17 protein-coding genes are annotated in these 18263 nt (G+C 44.9%); 12 read left to right on the top strand and 5 right to left on the bottom strand.

Annotated features, from left to right (window positions below):
• The first annotated feature begins 31 nt into the window (after positions 1-31).
• Positions 32-325 (top strand): dihydrofolate reductase family protein, encoded by a 294-nt coding sequence (locus tag C7820_RS26910; RefSeq protein ID WP_258875458.1) that lies wholly within the window; start codon positions 32-34, stop codon positions 323-325.
• Between the two features lie 284 nt (positions 326-609).
• Here C7820_RS26910 and C7820_RS26915 read toward each other — a convergent pair whose 3' ends face one another.
• Positions 610-1077, bottom strand: coding sequence for a DinB family protein (locus C7820_RS26915; RefSeq protein WP_116233640.1), 468 nt, complete (start codon positions 1075-1077; stop codon positions 610-612).
• A gap of 195 nt (positions 1078-1272) precedes the next feature.
• Between C7820_RS26915 and C7820_RS26920 the strand changes: the two genes are divergently transcribed.
• From C7820_RS26920 to C7820_RS26935, 4 genes are all read left to right on the top strand, one after another.
• Complete coding sequence (locus C7820_RS26920; protein ID WP_116233641.1) at positions 1273-2172, top strand: LysR family transcriptional regulator; 900 nt, start codon at positions 1273-1275, stop codon at positions 2170-2172.
• A 281-nt stretch (positions 2173-2453) separates the two neighbouring features.
• Positions 2454-3554, top strand: coding sequence for a WG repeat-containing protein (locus tag C7820_RS26925; protein ID WP_116233642.1), 1101 nt, complete (start codon positions 2454-2456; stop codon positions 3552-3554).
• A 389-nt stretch (positions 3555-3943) separates the two neighbouring features.
• Positions 3944-4483 carry a GNAT family N-acetyltransferase gene (locus C7820_RS26930; protein WP_076176579.1) on the top strand — a complete coding sequence of 180 codons (540 nt, stop codon included), beginning with the start codon at positions 3944-3946 and terminating at the stop codon, positions 4481-4483.
• Positions 4484-4812: 329 nt separating this feature from the next.
• Positions 4813-5109 (top strand): hypothetical protein, encoded by a 297-nt coding sequence (locus C7820_RS26935; protein ID WP_220376677.1) that lies wholly within the window; start codon positions 4813-4815, stop codon positions 5107-5109.
• A 127-nt stretch (positions 5110-5236) separates the two neighbouring features.
• Here C7820_RS26935 and C7820_RS26940 read toward each other — a convergent pair whose 3' ends face one another.
• The 3 genes from C7820_RS26940 to C7820_RS26950 all read right to left on the bottom strand — a co-directional run bounded on the left by C7820_RS26940 (position 5237) and on the right by C7820_RS26950 (position 7303).
• The gene (locus tag C7820_RS26940; RefSeq protein WP_076176581.1) at positions 5237-5605 is read right to left on the bottom strand and encodes a hypothetical protein; all 369 of its coding nucleotides are present in this window, start codon (positions 5603-5605) and stop codon (positions 5237-5239) included.
• Positions 5606-5631: 26 nt separating this feature from the next.
• Positions 5632-6549: a pyridoxamine 5'-phosphate oxidase family protein gene (locus C7820_RS26945; protein WP_258875459.1), complete on the bottom strand. Its 918-nt coding sequence runs from the start codon at positions 6547-6549 to the stop codon at positions 5632-5634.
• Positions 6550-6679: 130 nt separating this feature from the next.
• Positions 6680-7303 carry a CGNR zinc finger domain-containing protein gene (locus C7820_RS26950; RefSeq protein ID WP_116233644.1) on the bottom strand — a complete coding sequence of 208 codons (624 nt, stop codon included), beginning with the start codon at positions 7301-7303 and terminating at the stop codon, positions 6680-6682.
• Between the two features lie 194 nt (positions 7304-7497).
• On the opposite strand from C7820_RS26950, the gene C7820_RS26955 reads away from it, so the two are divergent.
• From C7820_RS26955 to C7820_RS26975, 5 genes are all read left to right on the top strand, one after another.
• Positions 7498-8478: an aldo/keto reductase gene (locus tag C7820_RS26955; protein WP_116233645.1), complete on the top strand. Its 981-nt coding sequence runs from the start codon at positions 7498-7500 to the stop codon at positions 8476-8478.
• 200 nt (positions 8479-8678) lie between these two features.
• Complete coding sequence (locus C7820_RS26960; protein WP_116233646.1) at positions 8679-9617, top strand: phosphotransferase family protein; 939 nt, start codon at positions 8679-8681, stop codon at positions 9615-9617.
• A 235-nt stretch (positions 9618-9852) separates the two neighbouring features.
• On the top strand, positions 9853-10278 hold the full coding sequence (locus C7820_RS26965) for a hypothetical protein (RefSeq protein ID WP_089548898.1): 426 nt from the start codon (positions 9853-9855) through the stop codon (positions 10276-10278).
• Between the two features lie 274 nt (positions 10279-10552).
• Positions 10553-11488, top strand: a complete 936-nt coding sequence (locus C7820_RS26970; RefSeq protein ID WP_116233647.1) for a copper amine oxidase N-terminal domain-containing protein — start codon at positions 10553-10555, stop codon at positions 11486-11488.
• Positions 11489-11770: 282 nt separating this feature from the next.
• Complete coding sequence (locus tag C7820_RS26975) at positions 11771-13777, top strand: DUF5054 domain-containing protein (RefSeq protein ID WP_181909212.1); 2007 nt, start codon at positions 11771-11773, stop codon at positions 13775-13777.
• Positions 13778-13844: 67 nt separating this feature from the next.
• Here C7820_RS26975 and hcp read toward each other — a convergent pair whose 3' ends face one another.
• Entirely contained in the window at positions 13845-15533 is a 1689-nt protein-coding gene (hcp, locus tag C7820_RS26980; protein ID WP_181909213.1) for a hydroxylamine reductase, read from the bottom strand.
• A 472-nt stretch (positions 15534-16005) separates the two neighbouring features.
• Here hcp and C7820_RS26985 point away from each other — a divergent pair, with 472 nt between their 5' ends.
• A complete protein-coding gene (locus C7820_RS26985; protein WP_116233649.1) occupies positions 16006-16575 on the top strand; it encodes an SF0329 family protein in 570 nt (189 codons plus the stop codon).
• Positions 16576-16769: 194 nt separating this feature from the next.
• On the top strand, positions 16770-17951 hold the full coding sequence (locus tag C7820_RS26990) for a DUF4317 domain-containing protein (protein WP_116233650.1): 1182 nt from the start codon (positions 16770-16772) through the stop codon (positions 17949-17951).
• The last annotated feature ends 312 nt before the right edge of the window (positions 17952-18263 follow it).

Consider the following 18263-nt stretch of genomic DNA (forward strand, 5'->3'; position numbering starts at 1 on the left):
AGCGGCGTGGCAAAGCAAACCGAAGTGGGTGGTGTCGAGGACGTTAAAGTCCGTCGGTCCGAACGCTTCTCTGATCGAGGGCGACCTCGCAGCGGCCATACGTGGGCTGAAGGCTCAGCATGAAGGGGAGATTGAAGTTGCCGGGCCGGAGTTGGCCCACAGTCTAACGGAGCTCGGACTCGTTGATGAGTATCGACTCTATCTCCATCCAGTCGTGCTGGGTCACGGCAAGCCGTTCTTCGCCGGTCCGCGTCCGCCGCTGCGCCTCGTGGCAAGCGATCGAATTGGCGAGAACGTGATCAGGTTGACCTACGTTCCAGTTTAGTTGTGAGGTTGGCCCAGCGGCCTAAAGGGCACGTTACTTTAATAGGGATTCTCCGGCTGTAGAGGCAGTCAGAGGATCCTTTATTCTTTAAAATTTGTTCAGTTATGCGAAATGACATAGTTATTTAAGGAATTGTTGATTAACCTAACGAGAAACGATAGTTCAATCTGCAAGGAGCATTTCGCTACGGTGAAGTGCTCCTTACATTTTTTGTTCAACAACCTATAGGTTAGCAAAGATAGGGGGGCCAAAAGTCGGGATACCAATGACGGAAAATTCCTTGGTTAGCGCGACAGGACCTTTAACTGGCTTGATATCGTTCCAAGGTGGAAAGCTTCGTGAATCAGAGTGAAGTTTAACAGCTCGCCTGGGGTGCTGAATTGGAACGGTCCCAAGGAAAACGGATTAGAAAGCTTCTCGCCCAGCATTTCAGGCACCAGATCAGATATGCGGGACAGCTGCGCTGTTAACATTTCGACCAGCTCTTCCTTCGATGGAGGATTAAACGTCCAGTCCAAGGGTTTTGTTCCTGTGTTAAACAGCGCTTCATACGAGTCCGGTATGGCCGATGGGGAGCCAAAAACCAAAGGAGAATACTTATCCATCCAATAAATCATATGGCCGAGATTCCAACGGATTGTATTGTTGAAACCTGCCGCTTGAATATCGAACAATTCCTCAGGGATTGCTTTTACCTGCTGCAGCACCAATTGACGTCCGGTTTTTGCCGTGTTGATAATCATTTCAGACACGTCGATTCCCTCCTTTATAGTGAGACGCTTGATACGTTCCTAGTTTAGGTCTCATGAAGATTACCATCAATGCAGTGGGCATTACCGAAACGTTAAGTATGAGTTAACGATTGTTCATTGACAGACAAATAAGATGGCAAGACAATAATCATTGAATATTCATTCAGCCATGCAATGTGAGAGCGGGTGTTAGTCATGGAGTTAAAACAACTACAGTATTTTATGGCGATTTGTGAGGAGCTTCACTTCACGAGAGCAGCCGAAAAGATGGGAGTCAGCCCACCCAACATCAGCCAGCAGATCAGGAGATTGGAAGAAGAGTTAGGGGTGCTATTATTCGATCGCGTGGGGAAAAAAATAGTACTAACTGAAGCCGGAACGATTCTTCAAAAACATGCTGCTGCCATGTTCGGGCATCTACAACAAGCGACTGACGCTATTGTTGATTTGAAGCATATGCAAGGCGGATCGTTATCCATCGGTGTCTTGCCCGGTGACGCGGAATTCATGTTTGAAGCCTTTTTACTGAATTTCCATCAGACCTATCCCACCATCTCACTGTCTCTTCTGGAAACCATGAAAATAACAGAACAAGTTCTGGACCGAAGCATCGATTTCGGCGTAACCGTTGGCCCTGTTATCGATACACGTATCACGTCTATTCCCCTGTATCACGAGGAGTTCTTATTGGCGGTAAGCAAGAATGATCCTCTTGCCACGGAAAGCTTCATCCCCTTAAACAAACTGCAGACCTTGAAGATGGTCATGTTCCCGCCCGATCATCAATACCGCATGCTGATTGACCGCTTTTGCATGGACCAAGGGTTTACTTTGCAGCCGCATATGGTGACGACAACGTTATCCTCCCTTCTCCAGATGGTGCAGAGCGGAGTTGGCTCCTGCATTCTGCCGAAAATGCTCCTGGACAATCTTCACCATTCAGACATCAAAGTCTTGGACCTGAGGCATCCTACGCCATCTCAGGACTTTTGTCTGATTTACCGCAACGACAGATATGTCGGATACGCCATGCGCACGTTCATCAAGACTTTGAAATCTTACATCGAGACCGCTGTCAATGAATCGAAGTCCTAATGAAACATAGGGTTTGGCCTGATCCTGCCTACGATGAATTACAGCTAAGAGAGCTGGGTCCTATAAGTAAGGAATCATCATATTTCACTAAATAGCAGCTCCTGTGTCCGTAAGCCTCCGGAAAGAAACAGCATTTTCTGATCAGCAATATGTGGGCGGGAGACATGTGGGATTAAGCGAATGCTTTTGTGATTTATTCCCAGTCACTCACAACAAAACTGGTACAAGCGTCGTCAATACTAAAGAATGGAAAATAGTCTCTGAGGGAGCGTGGACAACAGTTGCTTAAAAAGATGGCTGTTATTCTTATATTTACGACGATGGTATTCAGTACAAACGTGGCGGGGCAATCTCAAGCTGCCAGTGCGACCGCTATACAGGCGCAGACAGGCGATCAACTGTATCTGATTGAAGTTAACGGAAAATACGGTTTCATCAACGGCAAAGGCAAGGAGATTATCGAGCCGTTGTACGACGGATACGGATATTCAGGAGTATCCGGAGGGAAGGTGTATGTCGAGGACCATGCGGCTAAAAAGCAATATTACTTCAGTTCGGCGGGCAGTGAGCTGTTCGAATACAAGTTGAGAGGTGCCAGCGTTCTTTTTAATGACCGTGCGCTGTATACGACGCAGGTTCAGAACGCTGACGGAGGTACGGCGACACGGTACGGATATATAGACAGCCATGGCAAGGTGATCATACAGCCCATCTACGCCAATGCGTATAATTTCTCCGAAGGTCTGGCTCGGGTCAATGTGGGCAAAGCAGCGGGGTACATCAACACGGAGGGCGAGCTGGTCATTCCATACCGGTATAGCTCGACGTCCGATTTTTCCGAAGGTATGGCGGCCGTAATGCTTGCGTACGGCGGCAAATACGGCTATATCGACACCACCGGCAAGCTCCGCATTACACCCCGGTATGATCACGCCGATCCGTTTTCAAACGGGGCGGCAGTAGTTTACGTGAACGGAAAATATGGGTACATCGACAAAAACGGCAATTACCTGCTAACACCGCAGTTCAGCATGGCGCAGCCGTTCTCGGAAGGACTGGCTTTTGTCGAGCGTAATGGAGTCACCTTCTATATCAACAAGAAGGGTAACAAAGTCATCCAGGGCTTTAAAGCCGGAGGTTTGTTCAAGGGCGGCCTGGCTCCGGCCAGCCAGGGGCAGAGGTACGGCTATATCAATACATCCGGCCGTTTTGTGATCAAGTCGAAATTTTATTGGGCTGACGATTTTAAAGGCGAATTGGCGGTGATCAGTTTGCTCGTTCCGAATTCGCGCGAGGAAATCAGAGGGTACGTGAACCGCAGCGGAGCGATCGTCTGGCCGCCGGCTTCCGAACTTCCGAACGGAGTGACAAAGCTACAGTAAGGCAGAACAACCGAGCTTCACGGTTTGTATCGGAAAAAGAGCGCATTATAGCTAACTCATCGAAACTAACTTGCCGTTGGCAACTGTTTCATTTTTCGTTAAGCTAACGGACAGTATAGTTTAGTTATAAACGTACTTTCCAAAAAAGTGTGTGATAAACTGTTTGAAGCACAAGCCTGACTATACTGCGGATGACTTTTTAAACGATGAAAAGCTCTTTTCTTTTCTTTACTTTACATGAGTCCAGCAGAATTGAAACAAGAATTGGCGAGGGGACTTGAAGACGAAAGCCGTTAGTGAATGTAAAGTGGCCCCCTGTCAATTGTGTGTATGTTAATAGGTAAACAAATGAGCAGCGAACAAAATTTGTATTAGGAGGAGTATCTGCCATGCGCATAGAAACTCAAAATGTTGTTATAAGAACATTGGAAAAAAAAGATGCTAAAAGATTTTATTCAATTGCCAGGGAATCGGCTGTATACCGCTATATGCCAGATTGGGCTGACGGACGCGCACATCCGAAGGATTATTATGGATTGATTGATCAGTATCAAAAGCAATCGGATAATACGGATATTTCCATTGGCCGTTCCTACGCGATTGCCTTGCCAAACACCGATGAGATGATTGGTAGCATAGGAGTGGGGCTTAAAGAGAAGCTAAATGAAATCGAACTGGGATATTTCATGTCAGAAAAGCACCAAAGGAACGGATATACCAGAGAAGCGATAAGTGCCTTGGCAGAATGGTGCTTTGAGGTATCTGATGTTAAGTATTTAATCCTGACAATTAATTGTGCCAATGTTCCCTCGAACAAATTGGCTGAAAAATGTGGATTTAAATTGCTTGAAAAACGAACGCCTATAGGGGATAACCAATTTTATATGGAAAATGATAGTTACTTTTATTACAGAAGCTACAGAAAATAAGCAATGGTCCACGGTCTCCGTGGACCATTTGCAATTGGATATTGTCTCAGGTGATCTGCAGCCATAAACGCTCGTTTTACGGATCGAATTAAAAATGCTCCAAGCTTTTGGACGAGCCTAGTCGCCAGAGGCAATTTGTAGACATAAAACTAACGGAGAACGATAGCTCAATAAATACACAAATACGCGGGCTGCCGTATGATCGGCAGCCGCGTTCTGCTAACGGTAAGGATACTTCCAATTGCTGTATAATGAATATGTGAAATGGTTTGGTATAAGGGATCCAGTTTGCGAAGCTGGATCAAATGCTTCAGGTTGGAGGTGCTCCGGTGAATGAAAAGTCCATTGCTCAGCTTTACGTAATGACGGCAAAGATTCCGGAAGAAGGCGTAGAGAAATTTAATGAATATGAAAGTCATGTACTACCTTTACTTAATGAGCACGGCGCGAAAATGGAAAGAAGACTCCAAAGCCCTGATCGTCTCATTGAGATTCATATCATCTGGTTTCCATCTTCCCAATCGTTTGAGAATTATTGTACAGACCCTAGGCGCAACGAGCATATCTATCTTCTTGTTGAATCAGGTGCTGAGATTGAGTTAAGGGTGATGAAAGACTTGAAGTAATAAGCTATCGGGGAACGATAGCTCCATGAAGACATTTGAAGGCAGCCGCCACAAAAGCCGGTTGCCTTTTTCTTAAACTAACAGGCAGAATACTATAAATTTTACGTGTGGTCCTTATCCTGCTCATTTACAGAACGATTGGGAAAAAGCCATCCTTTATATATTGTGCGAACGGAATATGTCCCCCGGTCAATTCGTTTCCGACCAAAGAGATCCCAGCTTCCTGGATTTCGTCCTCCACGTCGAAGAATCCCGAACAGGCTTGGCAGCCGCCCTTCACGATCCCCGATTTCAACACCTGCTTATACAAACCGTTAAATGGATGATCCGCCTTGCTGAGTTCGTTTGGCCACTCCGTTCCGGCTCCGTCAAAGAGAACTGCAACCTCAAAGCCCTCTTCGTGCAGCTCCTGCCCGTACAACAAACCATGAACTGCCTTACCGAGATCCTGTTGATTCGCTTGAATGATGATGACAAATTTATTGGAAACTGACATTTTGAATACCTCCAATTTCATTTTTATTAATTGCGTACAAGAGATGGATTTGCAGGGGAAAACTCATGAAAGTCCCAGATAATCGGCGTGTCATTTTCAATATACAGAACTTCATCGATCTCAAACCGAACCAGCCGCTCTGCCCCCGGATGAAGAGCAATCTGGCACTTATCCCAAATGATATAGGAGCGCCCGGTCAGTTGAAGTGAATGTCCCGCTTGAAAGTCAATAAACAACATACCGGTGTTCGGATTGCTGTAAAGATTGCCAAGCGTATTAAACATGGAATTCCCGAAATAATCCGGAAAAAGAAGGGTACTCTCATCCAACAATTCTACGAACCCAGGATGACCTCCACGATGAGAGGCGTCCATTTTCCCTTCCAAACTTGCGCTGCCAATAAAAAAAGTATCCGCTAGGCGAATCCATTCCTGTTGCTCGGAACTTATCTTGTTGCTGTGTTGTGCATGTCTTTGCGTCCGGCGGAACCCCCCACTCGGTTGGAGCGATCGCTTCTGTATGTATTTGGGGCAGTTACCGTATACCTGCTCCGTTGTGACTGTCAATCGTCCGCTCTCATCGATTTCTCCCTTTCCATTTATTCTCATTCGGATTCTTCGGTTGAAATCGATCGCAAGCAATCCGATCTCCGGGTTAGAAAGCAAATTTTTGATGAGGGGATCGCTTGCAGGAGGACAGGCCATGATGGTTACCATAGTCTCCGATGCAGCGCTGATGAACCCTGGTTCACCGGTTAAAAAGGAAATCCATACCTTCCCGTTCTCACCAACAGTGGAAGCAATGATCATGGATTGTGTCTGGATAAATGCCATGGCACCCTTAAAAATAACAGACCTTATGCTTTTACTGTTCTGTTCCGCGAGGAATTCTTCACCCGCCAGCTTTTGAACGGCCAATTCCCCGGCATGATACACACCAATCACGTATTACACCTCCTTTTTTAACCATCATAAACTTCTTATGGGTATTATATATTGTTTTATTTAACCTGTAAACGTTAAATATGGGTATTAATAAATGACTGCAAAAAAAGAGTCCTAGACAATTATGAATCTAGGACTCCGTGGTATCTTTATTTTTATGCCGCTCCAAATAGGCCGTGACTTTCATGCGGTTGCCGCACGTTTTCTGGCTGCACCATCGGCGGGTACTGTTCCTGCTATTGTCATAAAAATAAAGTACGCATGCCGGGTTCTCGCACTTCTTGATCAGACGAATATCATAATGACAGAATAGATCGACGGCAGCCTCTGCTACGGGAATGAGTAAATCGCTCGGTTTCCGAAGGGCAACCTGCTTCTCGGCAGCAAATCGGTGATCGGTTCTGATCAGTTTGGTGGTGATGACCTGCTCTTGAAGTACCTTGTTGATACATGACATGTCCTCTTCCGAGACTTCGATATTCCGCGTTCTATTCTGGACCATCGTGAGCATACTTTTTCTAAGCGCTATTGCTTCCTCAACCAGCGATTCTCCTTTCCCGTACTCCCATTTCTGTATCACAGCATCGAGTTGTTCTTTCGTGTAGAAACTCATTAGGGATAACCATTCAAGCACGTCTTCCCAGCTACACAGTAATTCTACGGGTTGTCCGCCCACCGCAATCTTCGTATTGATAAAATCCAGTGCTGGATGATTCCCGATAAATTGAAAAGCAGGGGCAATTTTCTTAGGCATCTTACCGAACTCCTTACAAACTTATTCTTTCATCATTATAGTCTTTCTGCTGTTATTCGCCTAGAACGTCGCCATGGCCCGTCGATAAGGTTGCGATCAAGTGAGGGGAAGATAAATAATGCTTGCCTTAGAGTGTACTTTAAGATGTAAGATGAATATATTCCAATTCTTGGATGGAAAGGTGTGAAAGAATAATGAAGCAAAGATCGTTAGGTAACAGCGGCTTAAAGGTATCAGCGCTCGGACTCGGTTGTATGGGCATGTCCGACTTTTACAGCGGTCGTGATGAAGAAGAGGCCATTCGGACCATACATAGAGCTATAGAAGTGGGAGTTACTTTTCTGGACACGGCTGATATGTATGGCGTCGGGAAAAACGAAGAGCTAATCGGCAGAGCGGTGAAAGGCCGGCGCAGCGAAGTCATTCTGGCAACGAAATTCGGCAATGTGCGAAGTGAAGATGGTAAATTTCTGGGGATCAACGGCAGTCCGGAATATGTAAAAGCAGCTTGTGACGCCAGCCTTCGGCGCCTTGGCATTGACTATATCGACCTGTACTATCAGCACAGGGTAGACCCAAATACGCCGATCGAAGAGACGGTCGGCGCTATGGCCGAACTGGTGAGTGAGGGCAAAGTCCGTTATATCGGGTTATCAGAAGCCGCCGCTGCGACTATTCGGCGAGCGCACGCCGTACACCCGATCACGGCGCTGCAGACGGAGTATTCACTCTGGAGCCGCGATGTGGAGGATGAGATTTTGCCGGTTTGTCGCGAACTCGGTATTGGCTTTGTGCCATACAGTCCACTCGGACGCGGATTTCTTACAGGTCAAATCCAAAAGTTTGAAGACTTGGCGGATGATGATTATCGACGGTTCTCACCCCGGTTTCAAGGTGATAATTTCATTAAAAATTTGGAACTCGTAAGACGAGTAAAAGAAATAGCCGCCGAGAAAGGTGTCATGCCGTCCCAATTAGCTTTATCTTGGCTGTTGGCACAAGGAGACGACATCGTACCCATTCCGGGAACCAAACGCAGGAAGTACCTGGAGGAAAATATCGGTGCTATCTCAGTCGAACTGACTAAAGAGGATTTGGTGCGAATTGACGAAACTGCTCCCAAAGGAGCGGCCTTCGGAACCCGATATCCGGATATGAGGAGCGTAAACTTGTAGCAGGGAATATCTGATAGGAAAGTGTTGATTGAAATAAACGAACGGTGAACGTTAGTTGAATAAAACTTGATGTTGAGCAGGCTGCTGCAGCCTGCTCATTTTATTAAGCTAACGGGCAGTATAGTTCATCAAACGATCTCCCAAATAAGTTCGTGGTAAACTATTCAAAGCAGGGTACTTGAGGGAGGATACAACTCACAATGAATGAGTCTTTAGTTAAACAAGCAGCACGAATTGCAGGCCATTTTCTTCAGGAAGAAGTTAAAACCTCTTATCAGATCGAAGGAAAAGGCATCACAAATCAGGTATGCGTAGTTGAAACAGAGATCAATAAAGTGGTTGTCCGCATGAACGTAAAGGATGAATATCAAAGCTTTATCAAAGAGAAATGGTGTATTGAGCAAGCAGCTGAAGTAGGCGTTCCTGGACCTAAGGTCATGTCCATTGGCATTGTTGATGAGACAGCATATATGATTCAAGGCTTTATTGAGGGAGTCAACGGGGGAGACAGTACTGTACAAAAGTCTATTATTTGGAGAAGACTGGGCGAATATGCCAAGCTTATTGATTCTATTCAAGTGAAGGGATACGGGGAAAATCTGATTGATCCTGTCCACGGAGAGTTTCAGTCACCACCTCATGCTGGATCAGACGGTACATGGCAAGGGTATGTACAGCATAATATTAATAGTTTGACTGAGCATGATCCCTTGATTGAACATGGAGTAATCAATCAGGCGGAATCACAGAGAATAAAACAACGGTTTGAGGATATAAAGAGTGAACCGTTCCGATTCGGATTAATCCATGGTGATATCTCCTTAAAGAATACGATTATCAATCAGGCAAACCAAGTGATCTTGCTGGATTGGAATGCAAAAGTAAGCGTGGTACCACATGCAACTGTTGCTCAATTGATGCATTACCAAATCCTAGGGCTGGATGAAAGCCCAAATGCTGAAGAATTCGAAGCGTTTATAGATGGGTACGGAATAATTAGAGAAGACCTTTCTGGCATAAGGAATTATCTGTTATTACGGGCTTTTGATAACCTTAGGTGGTCTATTGATCAAAGGCCGGATCTAGTCAAACCCTATGCTGCATTCGCGAAACAAGTAGTAGATATTACGATGGATTAGCAGATTGTGCGGAACACGATAGCTTAATGAAGACATTTGAAGGCAACCGACCCCAAAGCGGCTGCCTTTTTCCTCATCTAACGGGTAGGATAGATCAGTAAAAGGATCGAATAAGTAAACCTACTACATAATCTACGGGTTTATATATTTCGACTGTATACTTTCAAAACGCTCTAAAGGTAGTTTGGCAACTTAGTAATTGGAGTTGGTAAATTATCGAGAAAAGAGGAGAAGTATGGCCATCTTAAAGGATGCAGCGTACCCATTTAATGGTTGTGAATTTGAGATTATATTAAAAGAAAAAGAAGAAGAAGGGATAATCAGCACTGTCTTTTTTCGTTTTGGTACTAACTTTCCAGAATTGAAAGCCGATATTTCTTGTTTACAGAAGGATCTAATTTCTGCTTTTTTGGATATGAAAAATATAGATACAATCACTCCAAAGGTATTTACAACACAAGATCCTGGCCTATCTATATATTATACTCCTGAATCACCAAGAAACGGTATAGATGATGTTCTTTATAGGCTAATATTTGTACTAGATGCAGGAGAAATAAATCAATATATAGCTACTGAAACTGGACCGGCATTATGTTTACTAGTTACAAAAAAACAGATTGATAGTTTTGTTCAAGAATATATTAATGAAATGAAATAATAATATAATAAGTCATTGACGAGTCAGGAAGCGCAAGAGCAGAGACTGAAGGGTTAAAGGCAAGGCATCCATTTATTAGGCATTATCGCCTTAGATGTACATATAAGTGCTTCGTAAAAATGAAGGATAAGTTAGAAGATATAATAACAGGGTAAAGATGAACCTGGTCGAAGATCCAAGTGGAGTTGAAATTCTTCATTAAATTCCTATCAGAACTTTTTTATTCTGCCGATAATGAAGGAGCATATATTTTTTTCTTCAGGAGGAATCTTCAGTGAAAAAAACAGTCATCTTGCTAACCAGTCTGGCATTAATACTTGCGTCCGCAGGCACTACCTCAGCCAAATCGGGAAACACTCCACCCGGGAAAACAAAAAACGAGGTATCGTCAAAAGCACCTGAAAAAAAGGAATCTCAAATTGAGGTGAAACAGACCCAGGAAGTCGAGTCTCCAGTAACGGTGGTCACTGACGATGGCCAAATTAAGGATTCATCAACATCGGAGACCGAGAAGTCAGACAACAACACATCAGAATCTGAGAAGAAGGGTTCCCAAGGATACAAGGGTTTGCTAAATGCTATTCAACATGTGAAAGATAAACCTGCAGGTGCCGTATTGGCAGACATATTGCTTACAACATATGCGACTGAGCTGACAGAAGAACAAAAAAAGGAACTTGAAGTCATCAAAGAACAGGATAAAGCATTGGAAACAGCAGCGAAAATGCTTGAAGAAAATGGTAGCGTGACGGACGCAGTGTATTTGCAGGAAGAAGCCATTAAAGCAAATTTTACAAATTTGGACCTGTACAAAACCATGGGAAAACTTCAAGAAAAAGCGGGTGATCAGGAAAAAGTAAAGCTATATGTGAATGGAGAAGCTTCTGCCACTGAGCCTTTTCTCAAAAAAGGCAATACGTTTGTTCCCTTTCGCACCATAGCTGAGTCTTTGAATGCGGAAGTAGCATGGAATCCTGAAGAACGCTCCATTATGGTTATGAAGGATGGGGTGAGCATCAAACTGGTGGTTGACAGTAAGACTGCAACAGTCAATGGCACCAACGTCTCTTTGGATGCGCCAGCCACTATTACAAAAGGCAGTACTTATGTGCCAGTGCGTTTTATAAGTGAGGCATTGAGTGCAACCGTCCAATGGGAAGAAGAAAGTAAAACCGTTGTGGTTTATGATGAACCAGAGGATGAACGTTAAGTGAACCGCCTCGTCTCCAAGATGGCCCCGTATTTTGATAAGATTAACGGAACTGTCAAGCCATAAGAAAAGAAGCAAGGGACCATTCGAAATGAAATGGGCCCTTTTTTTACTCTGTTCCTTTATTCATGATCATGTCCACACCATACAAAATGTTGTCTCGTTCGTTCAAAGAATGATGTCGTTCGGGCGTTTATCATATCAGATAACACGATCCAAATTCATTTTCTTGTTAGTAGATATTCACGACGTATGATGACTAAGAAAGGCGTGAGGATAGCAATGAAAAAAATCTATGTGGTCAACAAAACTCATTTGGACATTGGTTTTACCGATTTGGCAGAAAATGTCCTGCACAAGTATTGCCATGAATACATTCAAAACGCGATCACTTTGGCTGAAGACTTAAGAAAAGAGGGCAAAGACTTTGTTTGGACAACAGGCAGCTTTATTATTGAATATTACTTCAAAAACATGGATGAAGAAGCTTGTCAAAAGCTGGACGACGCCATCAAGAAAGGTTACATACGCTGGCACGCGATCCCGTGTACGTTTCACTCTGAAGCGATGACACCTCAAACTTTACATTACATCATCTCCATCTCAAAGAAGTTAGATGCTCGTTATGGATACACAACGACAAGTGCAAAAATGACGGACATCCCAGGACATACGATCGGGATTGTTGATGAGTTATATCGTCAAGGAATTAGATTCCTGCACATTGGTGTAAATGGCTCGAGCTCCATTCCAGAAGTTCCAGATACATTTCTATGGAAGCATGGTGAAAGTGAGATCATTGTCTCTTATTCAGACGACTATGGCGGCGTCATCGGAGTGGATTGCATGGATAACAAGCTGGCGTTTATGCATACGCATGATAATAGTGGTCCAGGAACAAAAGAGAAAATTAACGCTTACTTGTCAAAAATGGCGAATGCGTATCCAGACTATGAGCTTGAGATGACTTCCATGGATCAGTTTGCAAATGAACTTTGGGAAGTACGTGACCAACTGCCAGTGATTACGGAGGAGATTGGGGACACCTGGATTCACGGAACGATGTCTGATCCGAAAATCATTCGGGATTACCGGATTTTAACGAAATACATGTCTGATCACCAAATCGAAAATGATGATGCTAATTTCTATGCCATGTTAGTTCCAGAGCATACTTGGGGAATGGATATCAAACGCTATTTCAGTGACTATATGAATTATGAAAAGAAAGACTTCCAGCGAGCGCGCAGTTTAGACCAAATTACCGATGCCGATTTAACCTACGCTTATGGCATTGTTAAAGATGCAACGGTTGGCGAAATGAAATTCACTTATAATGAGTGGACGGATCGTTCGTACACATTTTATGAGTCTTCATGGAAAGAACAACGCAAGAACATTGATCGTGCAATCGCTTGTTTGGAGCCCGAAGATCAACATCACATTAAAAAACTGATCGAAGTTCCATATTATATCTTTGAAAACCAAGGTGTTGAATGTGGTTTGGAAGAATTGATTTCGATAAACGGGTATCAAGTGATGTTTGCTAGCGATGGTTCAATTACCCACTTAGAAAAGGATGGAATCCTTTACTTTGATCAGGACAACAAACTCGGCGTTCTGAGCTATACCATTGCCGGGCAAAATGACTATGATAACCTGCGTTACAACTATTTGCGTGAATTGCAGCATAATTGGTGGGCCATTGACTTCTTAAAGCCAGGAATGGAAATTCAAAAACGCATTCAATGGAATGAACATTTCACACCACATGTTATTAAATTAGTTAAGGAAAATGATTCGATGATTGCCACTTTAAAGTACAGCCAAAGAGCTGTGGAGGAGTATGGTGCTCCAAGAGTGGTAAAGGTTAAATATCAATTTGGAGATAAAGTAGAAATTGCACTTTTATTACAGGATAAAGATGCCATTCGTTATCCGGAGATTTATTCTTTTGACATGACACCACGCTTGAATTCGCCATACTTAACGAAGATTCGTAAAATGGATACCGTGATTTCACCTTTTGCAGTGGTAGGTCACGGAAATAAGCTGCAGCACATGATTGAAGAGTTAATTTACGATGGCAGCGATAAAAAAATCAATATTAAACCTATTGATGCCCCTCTGTTGGGAATCGGAACACATAACAATCTAAGCTATAACAACAAATACCATCCAGACAACCATAAATTTACGTTTACACTATTGAACACTACATGGGGAACGAATTTCACGATGTGGTATGAAGAAGATATTTTCGCTCGGTTTGAGTTAGTGCTGGGATAAAAAGTCCAAAACAAAAGAAGACAACAGGATCCTCCTGTGTGTCTTCTTTTTGGTTTAGATGCAGAAATCAGGCACCCAGGAACAGGTTCATGTCATCTTCCACATTGGTAATGCCGCCGATCCCGAAGTTATCCACGAGGACTCGGGCCACGTTAGGCGACAGGAATGCTGGAAGCGTAGGGCCCAGGTGGATATTTTTGACGCCAAGATAGAGCAGGGCAAGCAGCACGATCACCGCTTTTTGCTCGTACCAGGCAATGTTGTAGGAAATCGGCAGTTCGTTGATATCTTCAAGGCCGAATACCTCCTTCAGCTTCAAGGCAATGACAACCAGGGAGTAGGAATCATTGCACTGCCCGGCATCCAGAACTCGAGGAATTCCGCTGATTTCGCCTAGATCCAGCTTATTGTATTTGTATTTGGCACAGCCTGCAGTCAGGATGACCGTATCCTTTGGAAGTGCAGCTGCAAAATCGGTGTAATAATTCCGGGATTTCATCCGTCCATCGCAGCCGGCCATGACGAAGAAGCGGCGGATCGCGCCGGATTTCACGGCATCGACGACTTGATCGGCCACGTTCATCACAGCCGCATGGGCGAAGCCGCCGATGATCTCGCCGGTTTCAAGCTCCGTTGGGGGCGGGCACTCTTTTGCCTGCTCGATCAGTACGGAGAAGTCCTTGGCAGCGCCGTTCGCTGCCTCCGGAATATGGCGGACACCCGGAAAGCCGGTGTTGCCCGTCGTATAAATGCGGTCCTTATAACTATCCTTCGGCGGAATAATACAGTTGGTCGTCATCAGAATCGGCCCGTTAAAGGAGGCGAATTCGCTGTTCTGCTTCCACCAGGCATTGCCGTAATTGCCTACAAAATGCTCATATTTCTTGAAAGCCGGATAATAATGGGCAGGCAGCATTTCACTGTGCGTGTACACGTCCACGCCGGTTCCTTCCGTCTGCTTCAGCAGCTCTTCCAAATCCTTCAGGTCGTGGCCGCTGATGAGAATGCCGGGCCGGTTTCGAACCCCGATATTGACCTTCGTGATTTCCGGATGTCCGTACACGGATGTGTTTGCTTCGTCCAGCATCGCCATGGCGTTTACCCCGTATTTGCCGGTTTCCATCGTCAAAGCGACCAGATCCTGCACTTCAAGGCTGTCATCCAGCGTAGCCGCAAGCGCACGGCGCATAAATCGGTTCAATTCGATGTCGTCTCGCTCCAGATGAAGCGCGTGGTACGTATAAGCAGCCATCCCCTTCAAACCGTACGTAATCAATTCGCGCAGCGAACGGATGTCTTCGTTGGGGGGGGAGAGGACACCAACCGAACGAGCTTTTTCATCAAAAGCAGCTTCGTTGTCCGCTTCCCAGACGGCAGCATCAGGGAGATAAGCCGTTCCTTCCGGATATTGTTCGTTATAATAAGCACGCACCTCGCGGCGGAGCGCGATCGCTTCCTGGATTCTCCCCACAAAAACCCCGCGGTCAAAGTTAGCGTTCGTAATGGTTGCAAACAAGGAGTCCATGATAAACAGCGATACGCGCTGTTCAAGCACTTCCGGCAGCCGGACATCCAGACTGAGATAAGAGATCCCTTTCAGCAGATAAATCAGCAAATCCTGCAGGTTCGCCACGTCATGCGGTTTGCCGCATACCCCGACAAGGGTGCAGCCTGTTCCTTTGGATGCTTCCTGGCATTGAAAGCAGAACATGGACGGCTGATGATTCAAGGACGGCTCTGTCGCGTTGTTATTCATGATTCTCCCCCGTTTCGTGAGTGATTGGTCGCCTAAGGTCAACATACTTACGCGTTGTCATTGGACTGTCAGAAACAGTATACTCCGCTGCAATCACCGAAAAAGTGATGAAAATCACTAAAGGACAAACGAACATAACGTACGATCCGGAGGCGAAGAACAAACGGGTACCACTCGGCGCTTGGCTGAAATAGATGGGCAAATCAGGACACCTGCTCAAGGAAGAAAATAAAGAAATGCTAGGCGAATTGGAAAAGAAGTGGAAGCAGCGTTGGTTGATTTTGAAACGAGGGACCTTGATGATTTGTTCCGGTTCGTACTGAAAAAGTGTGACACCGAAACGAAGGAGAATGAAAGTGCAGACTTTGTGGGTTGTTTTTTAGCAGGGGGTTATTCATACTGAACAGAGGCACAATGAAACGAGAGTTATTTTTAAATAGAAGAAAGCTTAGTTGAGAATATAGGAGGAGCCATGTCCTGGAGTAAATTGAAGCAGCAGCTGGAGAGTTTTCTCAGTCCTGCGTTAGTTGGAAGGGTTGAATACCGTGCAACGGGTTATCGTTATTTACCGGATAAAGCCGGGCTTTGTTATATTTCGGTAGATAAAAAGGACGTCCTCCGAATGAATGATAAAGCGAGTCCAATAAGGTGGTATCAGACGGAGCTGGAAATTAAGAATGACCCCGATATCCAAATTCCCATCAGCGCTGAAGAAATGGAAGCGGTCCGAAAGGACACCCAGGGAAACGTTCCGGAGGATCGTCTAAAAGTCATTGCCAGAAACCGAAAAATAACAGGGTATGCCAAGGAGCTAATGTCAGCACAGGCTTCATTAAGTAAATCCAATTTTGTCGCTCTAGCTACTCAATTTTTATCTACTTCTATAGAAGAAAGCATCGAGAGCAAAGATATTTTATTGAATATTCTGGCTTTGGTGGACAGACGCGTTGGGAAAAAGCGGATTTTGAACATGTCCGAGAAAATGAAGTTAAAGCATCCTGTTGTGCAGTATTTTTATGAGCTGCGGCGCAGCACGTGTTGAGAATCTATAACTTTCGTATTTGACGAGAACCCCGTCTATATCGATTTGGACTAGAGTTGTGCATCGAACTTCCTTGTTGTAGCGTCCGATCGCGGCCTATAACATGGCTTTAGTTCTTTCTGTATAGCGAAGGGTTTTTGTTTCGTTTATACTGATATAGCCAATTTTACTTTCTAGGAGTTGTCTGACGAACTATGAACAAGAAAGAAATCGCGCACATCCGCAAGCAGTTTAAGATGGATAATGAACTGATGAAGATTTTCGATATTCTGAACGTGTACATTATGAAAGAAACGAACGAGATTTATCACTGGGAGCGGAATCCCTTTGAGTTAGTGGACCGGGAGAAGCAGGAGCTGTACATGGGCAATTTCAAAAAGCTGCTGACCGGTGAATTGGATCATAAGCTGTTCGAGCTTAAGTTTCAGGAGGAAGCGGAAGATCCGTCGAAGGTGCTGCTTCACCAGGCCATACAGACGGGAGATCCGGAGGAGTGGCAGGATCTGATGATGCTGCTCGTGAACAAAATGTTGGCGGACACGACGTATGAACGGGACACGGTCATTACGTTCGTTCGCGGACAATACTACCGGCCGACCAAGGCGAGGAATGATGAAGCGGAGGAGACCGGGAACGACGAAGTGTTCGGACATCCGTTCATTCTATGCAGCGTGAACTCTACGGAGAAGCAGCGGAAGGCGCTCTTGTTCGACTATGTGGAGAGAGAGTTTAAGTACAACGTCATTGTCGATCCGATTATCAAGCTCAGCACACCGGAGCAAGGGTTCTTCTATCCTAGCGTGACGGACAATTACTCCGACGTGAACCGGGTTCTGTATGCTACGGGGAAATCGAATGATCCGAATGAGCGCTTCATCTCTGATGTGTTGAATGCGGAACGGTCTGTGACGGCCATGGAAGAGAGAGAGATCTTTGAAGACATCGTGAAGGAAGTGGCGGGTGAACAGCTGGACTCAGCCACGATCGCACACGTGTACGAGGAGATCCATCAAGTGATTGAATCCCACCAGGATGAGGAAGAACCGGCGAAGCTCGATTACACCGATGTGGAACGCGTGCTGACCGCAAGCGGTGTGGATAACGTGACCAAGGAAGCCGTGGAACGGGCGTTTGAGTCCATTGTTGACGATAAGAACTATGAACTGAAGGCGAACAGTGTGATCCCGAAATTCACGTCCAAATCGATCAAGATCGATACCAAGGTAGCGACGATTACCATCAGCCCACAGGATTTAAGGTATATTAAACAGGTGAGCTTTCAAGGCAAACGCTGCATTATGATTGAGGTTGACGAAGATGCTGTTATTGAGGGCTTTACGCTTACTACAGAGACTTTGTTGGAGAAGGCGGAATGAAGGTAAACGCGTTTGAATGGAGTTTGCATACGTTACAGCAGTGAGGAAGATGCTTCCCTTACGAGGAGTGAGGGGAGTATTTTTGTGTTTGCTTTATTGGGTCTTGTTATTTAGTGTATTCACCATATACATTCCTGTAGAGGAGTGTTATTATTGCGACTCGCCCACAGTAGGTTAGATTTTCGTTTATAATATATGGTAATCAGTATCGTTCTTTGATAAAATTAAAAATGCCAAGGAAATGTTAAGACTCATTATTTGGTTCTAGGATCTTGGGGAAGATCTGAATGCCAACAGTAAGACAATTTTATA

It is taken from the genome of Paenibacillus sp. VMFN-D1 (genome assembly GCF_003386155.1).
In the GTDB taxonomy this organism is placed as follows: Bacteria; Bacillota; Bacilli; order Paenibacillales; family Paenibacillaceae; genus Paenibacillus_AQ; species Paenibacillus_AQ favisporus.

Bases quoted from the DNA above. Each gene is read 5' to 3' on its own strand.
- C7820_RS26985 (WP_116233649.1), top strand. From the start codon at position 16,006: ATGTCCTGGAGTAAATTGAAGCAGCAGCTGGAGAGTTTTCTCAGTCCT.
- C7820_RS26920 (WP_116233641.1), top strand. From the start codon at position 1,273: ATGGAGTTAAAACAACTACAGTATTTTATGGCGATTTGTGAGGAGCTT.
- C7820_RS26975 (WP_181909212.1), top strand. From the start codon at position 11,771: ATGAAAAAAATCTATGTGGTCAACAAAACTCATTTGGACATTGGTTTT.
- C7820_RS26955 (WP_116233645.1), top strand. From the start codon at position 7,498: ATGAAGCAAAGATCGTTAGGTAACAGCGGCTTAAAGGTATCAGCGCTC.
- C7820_RS26950 (WP_116233644.1), bottom strand. From the start codon at position 7,303: ATGCCTAAGAAAATTGCCCCTGCTTTTCAATTTATCGGGAATCATCCA.
- hcp (WP_181909213.1), bottom strand. From the start codon at position 15,533: ATGAATAACAACGCGACAGAGCCGTCCTTGAATCATCAGCCGTCCATG.
- C7820_RS26940 (WP_076176581.1), bottom strand. From the start codon at position 5,605: ATGTCAGTTTCCAATAAATTTGTCATCATCATTCAAGCGAATCAACAG.
- C7820_RS26990 (WP_116233650.1), top strand. From the start codon at position 16,770: ATGAACAAGAAAGAAATCGCGCACATCCGCAAGCAGTTTAAGATGGAT.
- C7820_RS26965 (WP_089548898.1), top strand. From the start codon at position 9,853: ATGGCCATCTTAAAGGATGCAGCGTACCCATTTAATGGTTGTGAATTT.
- C7820_RS26930 (WP_076176579.1), top strand. From the start codon at position 3,944: ATGCGCATAGAAACTCAAAATGTTGTTATAAGAACATTGGAAAAAAAA.
- C7820_RS26960 (WP_116233646.1), top strand. From the start codon at position 8,679: ATGAATGAGTCTTTAGTTAAACAAGCAGCACGAATTGCAGGCCATTTT.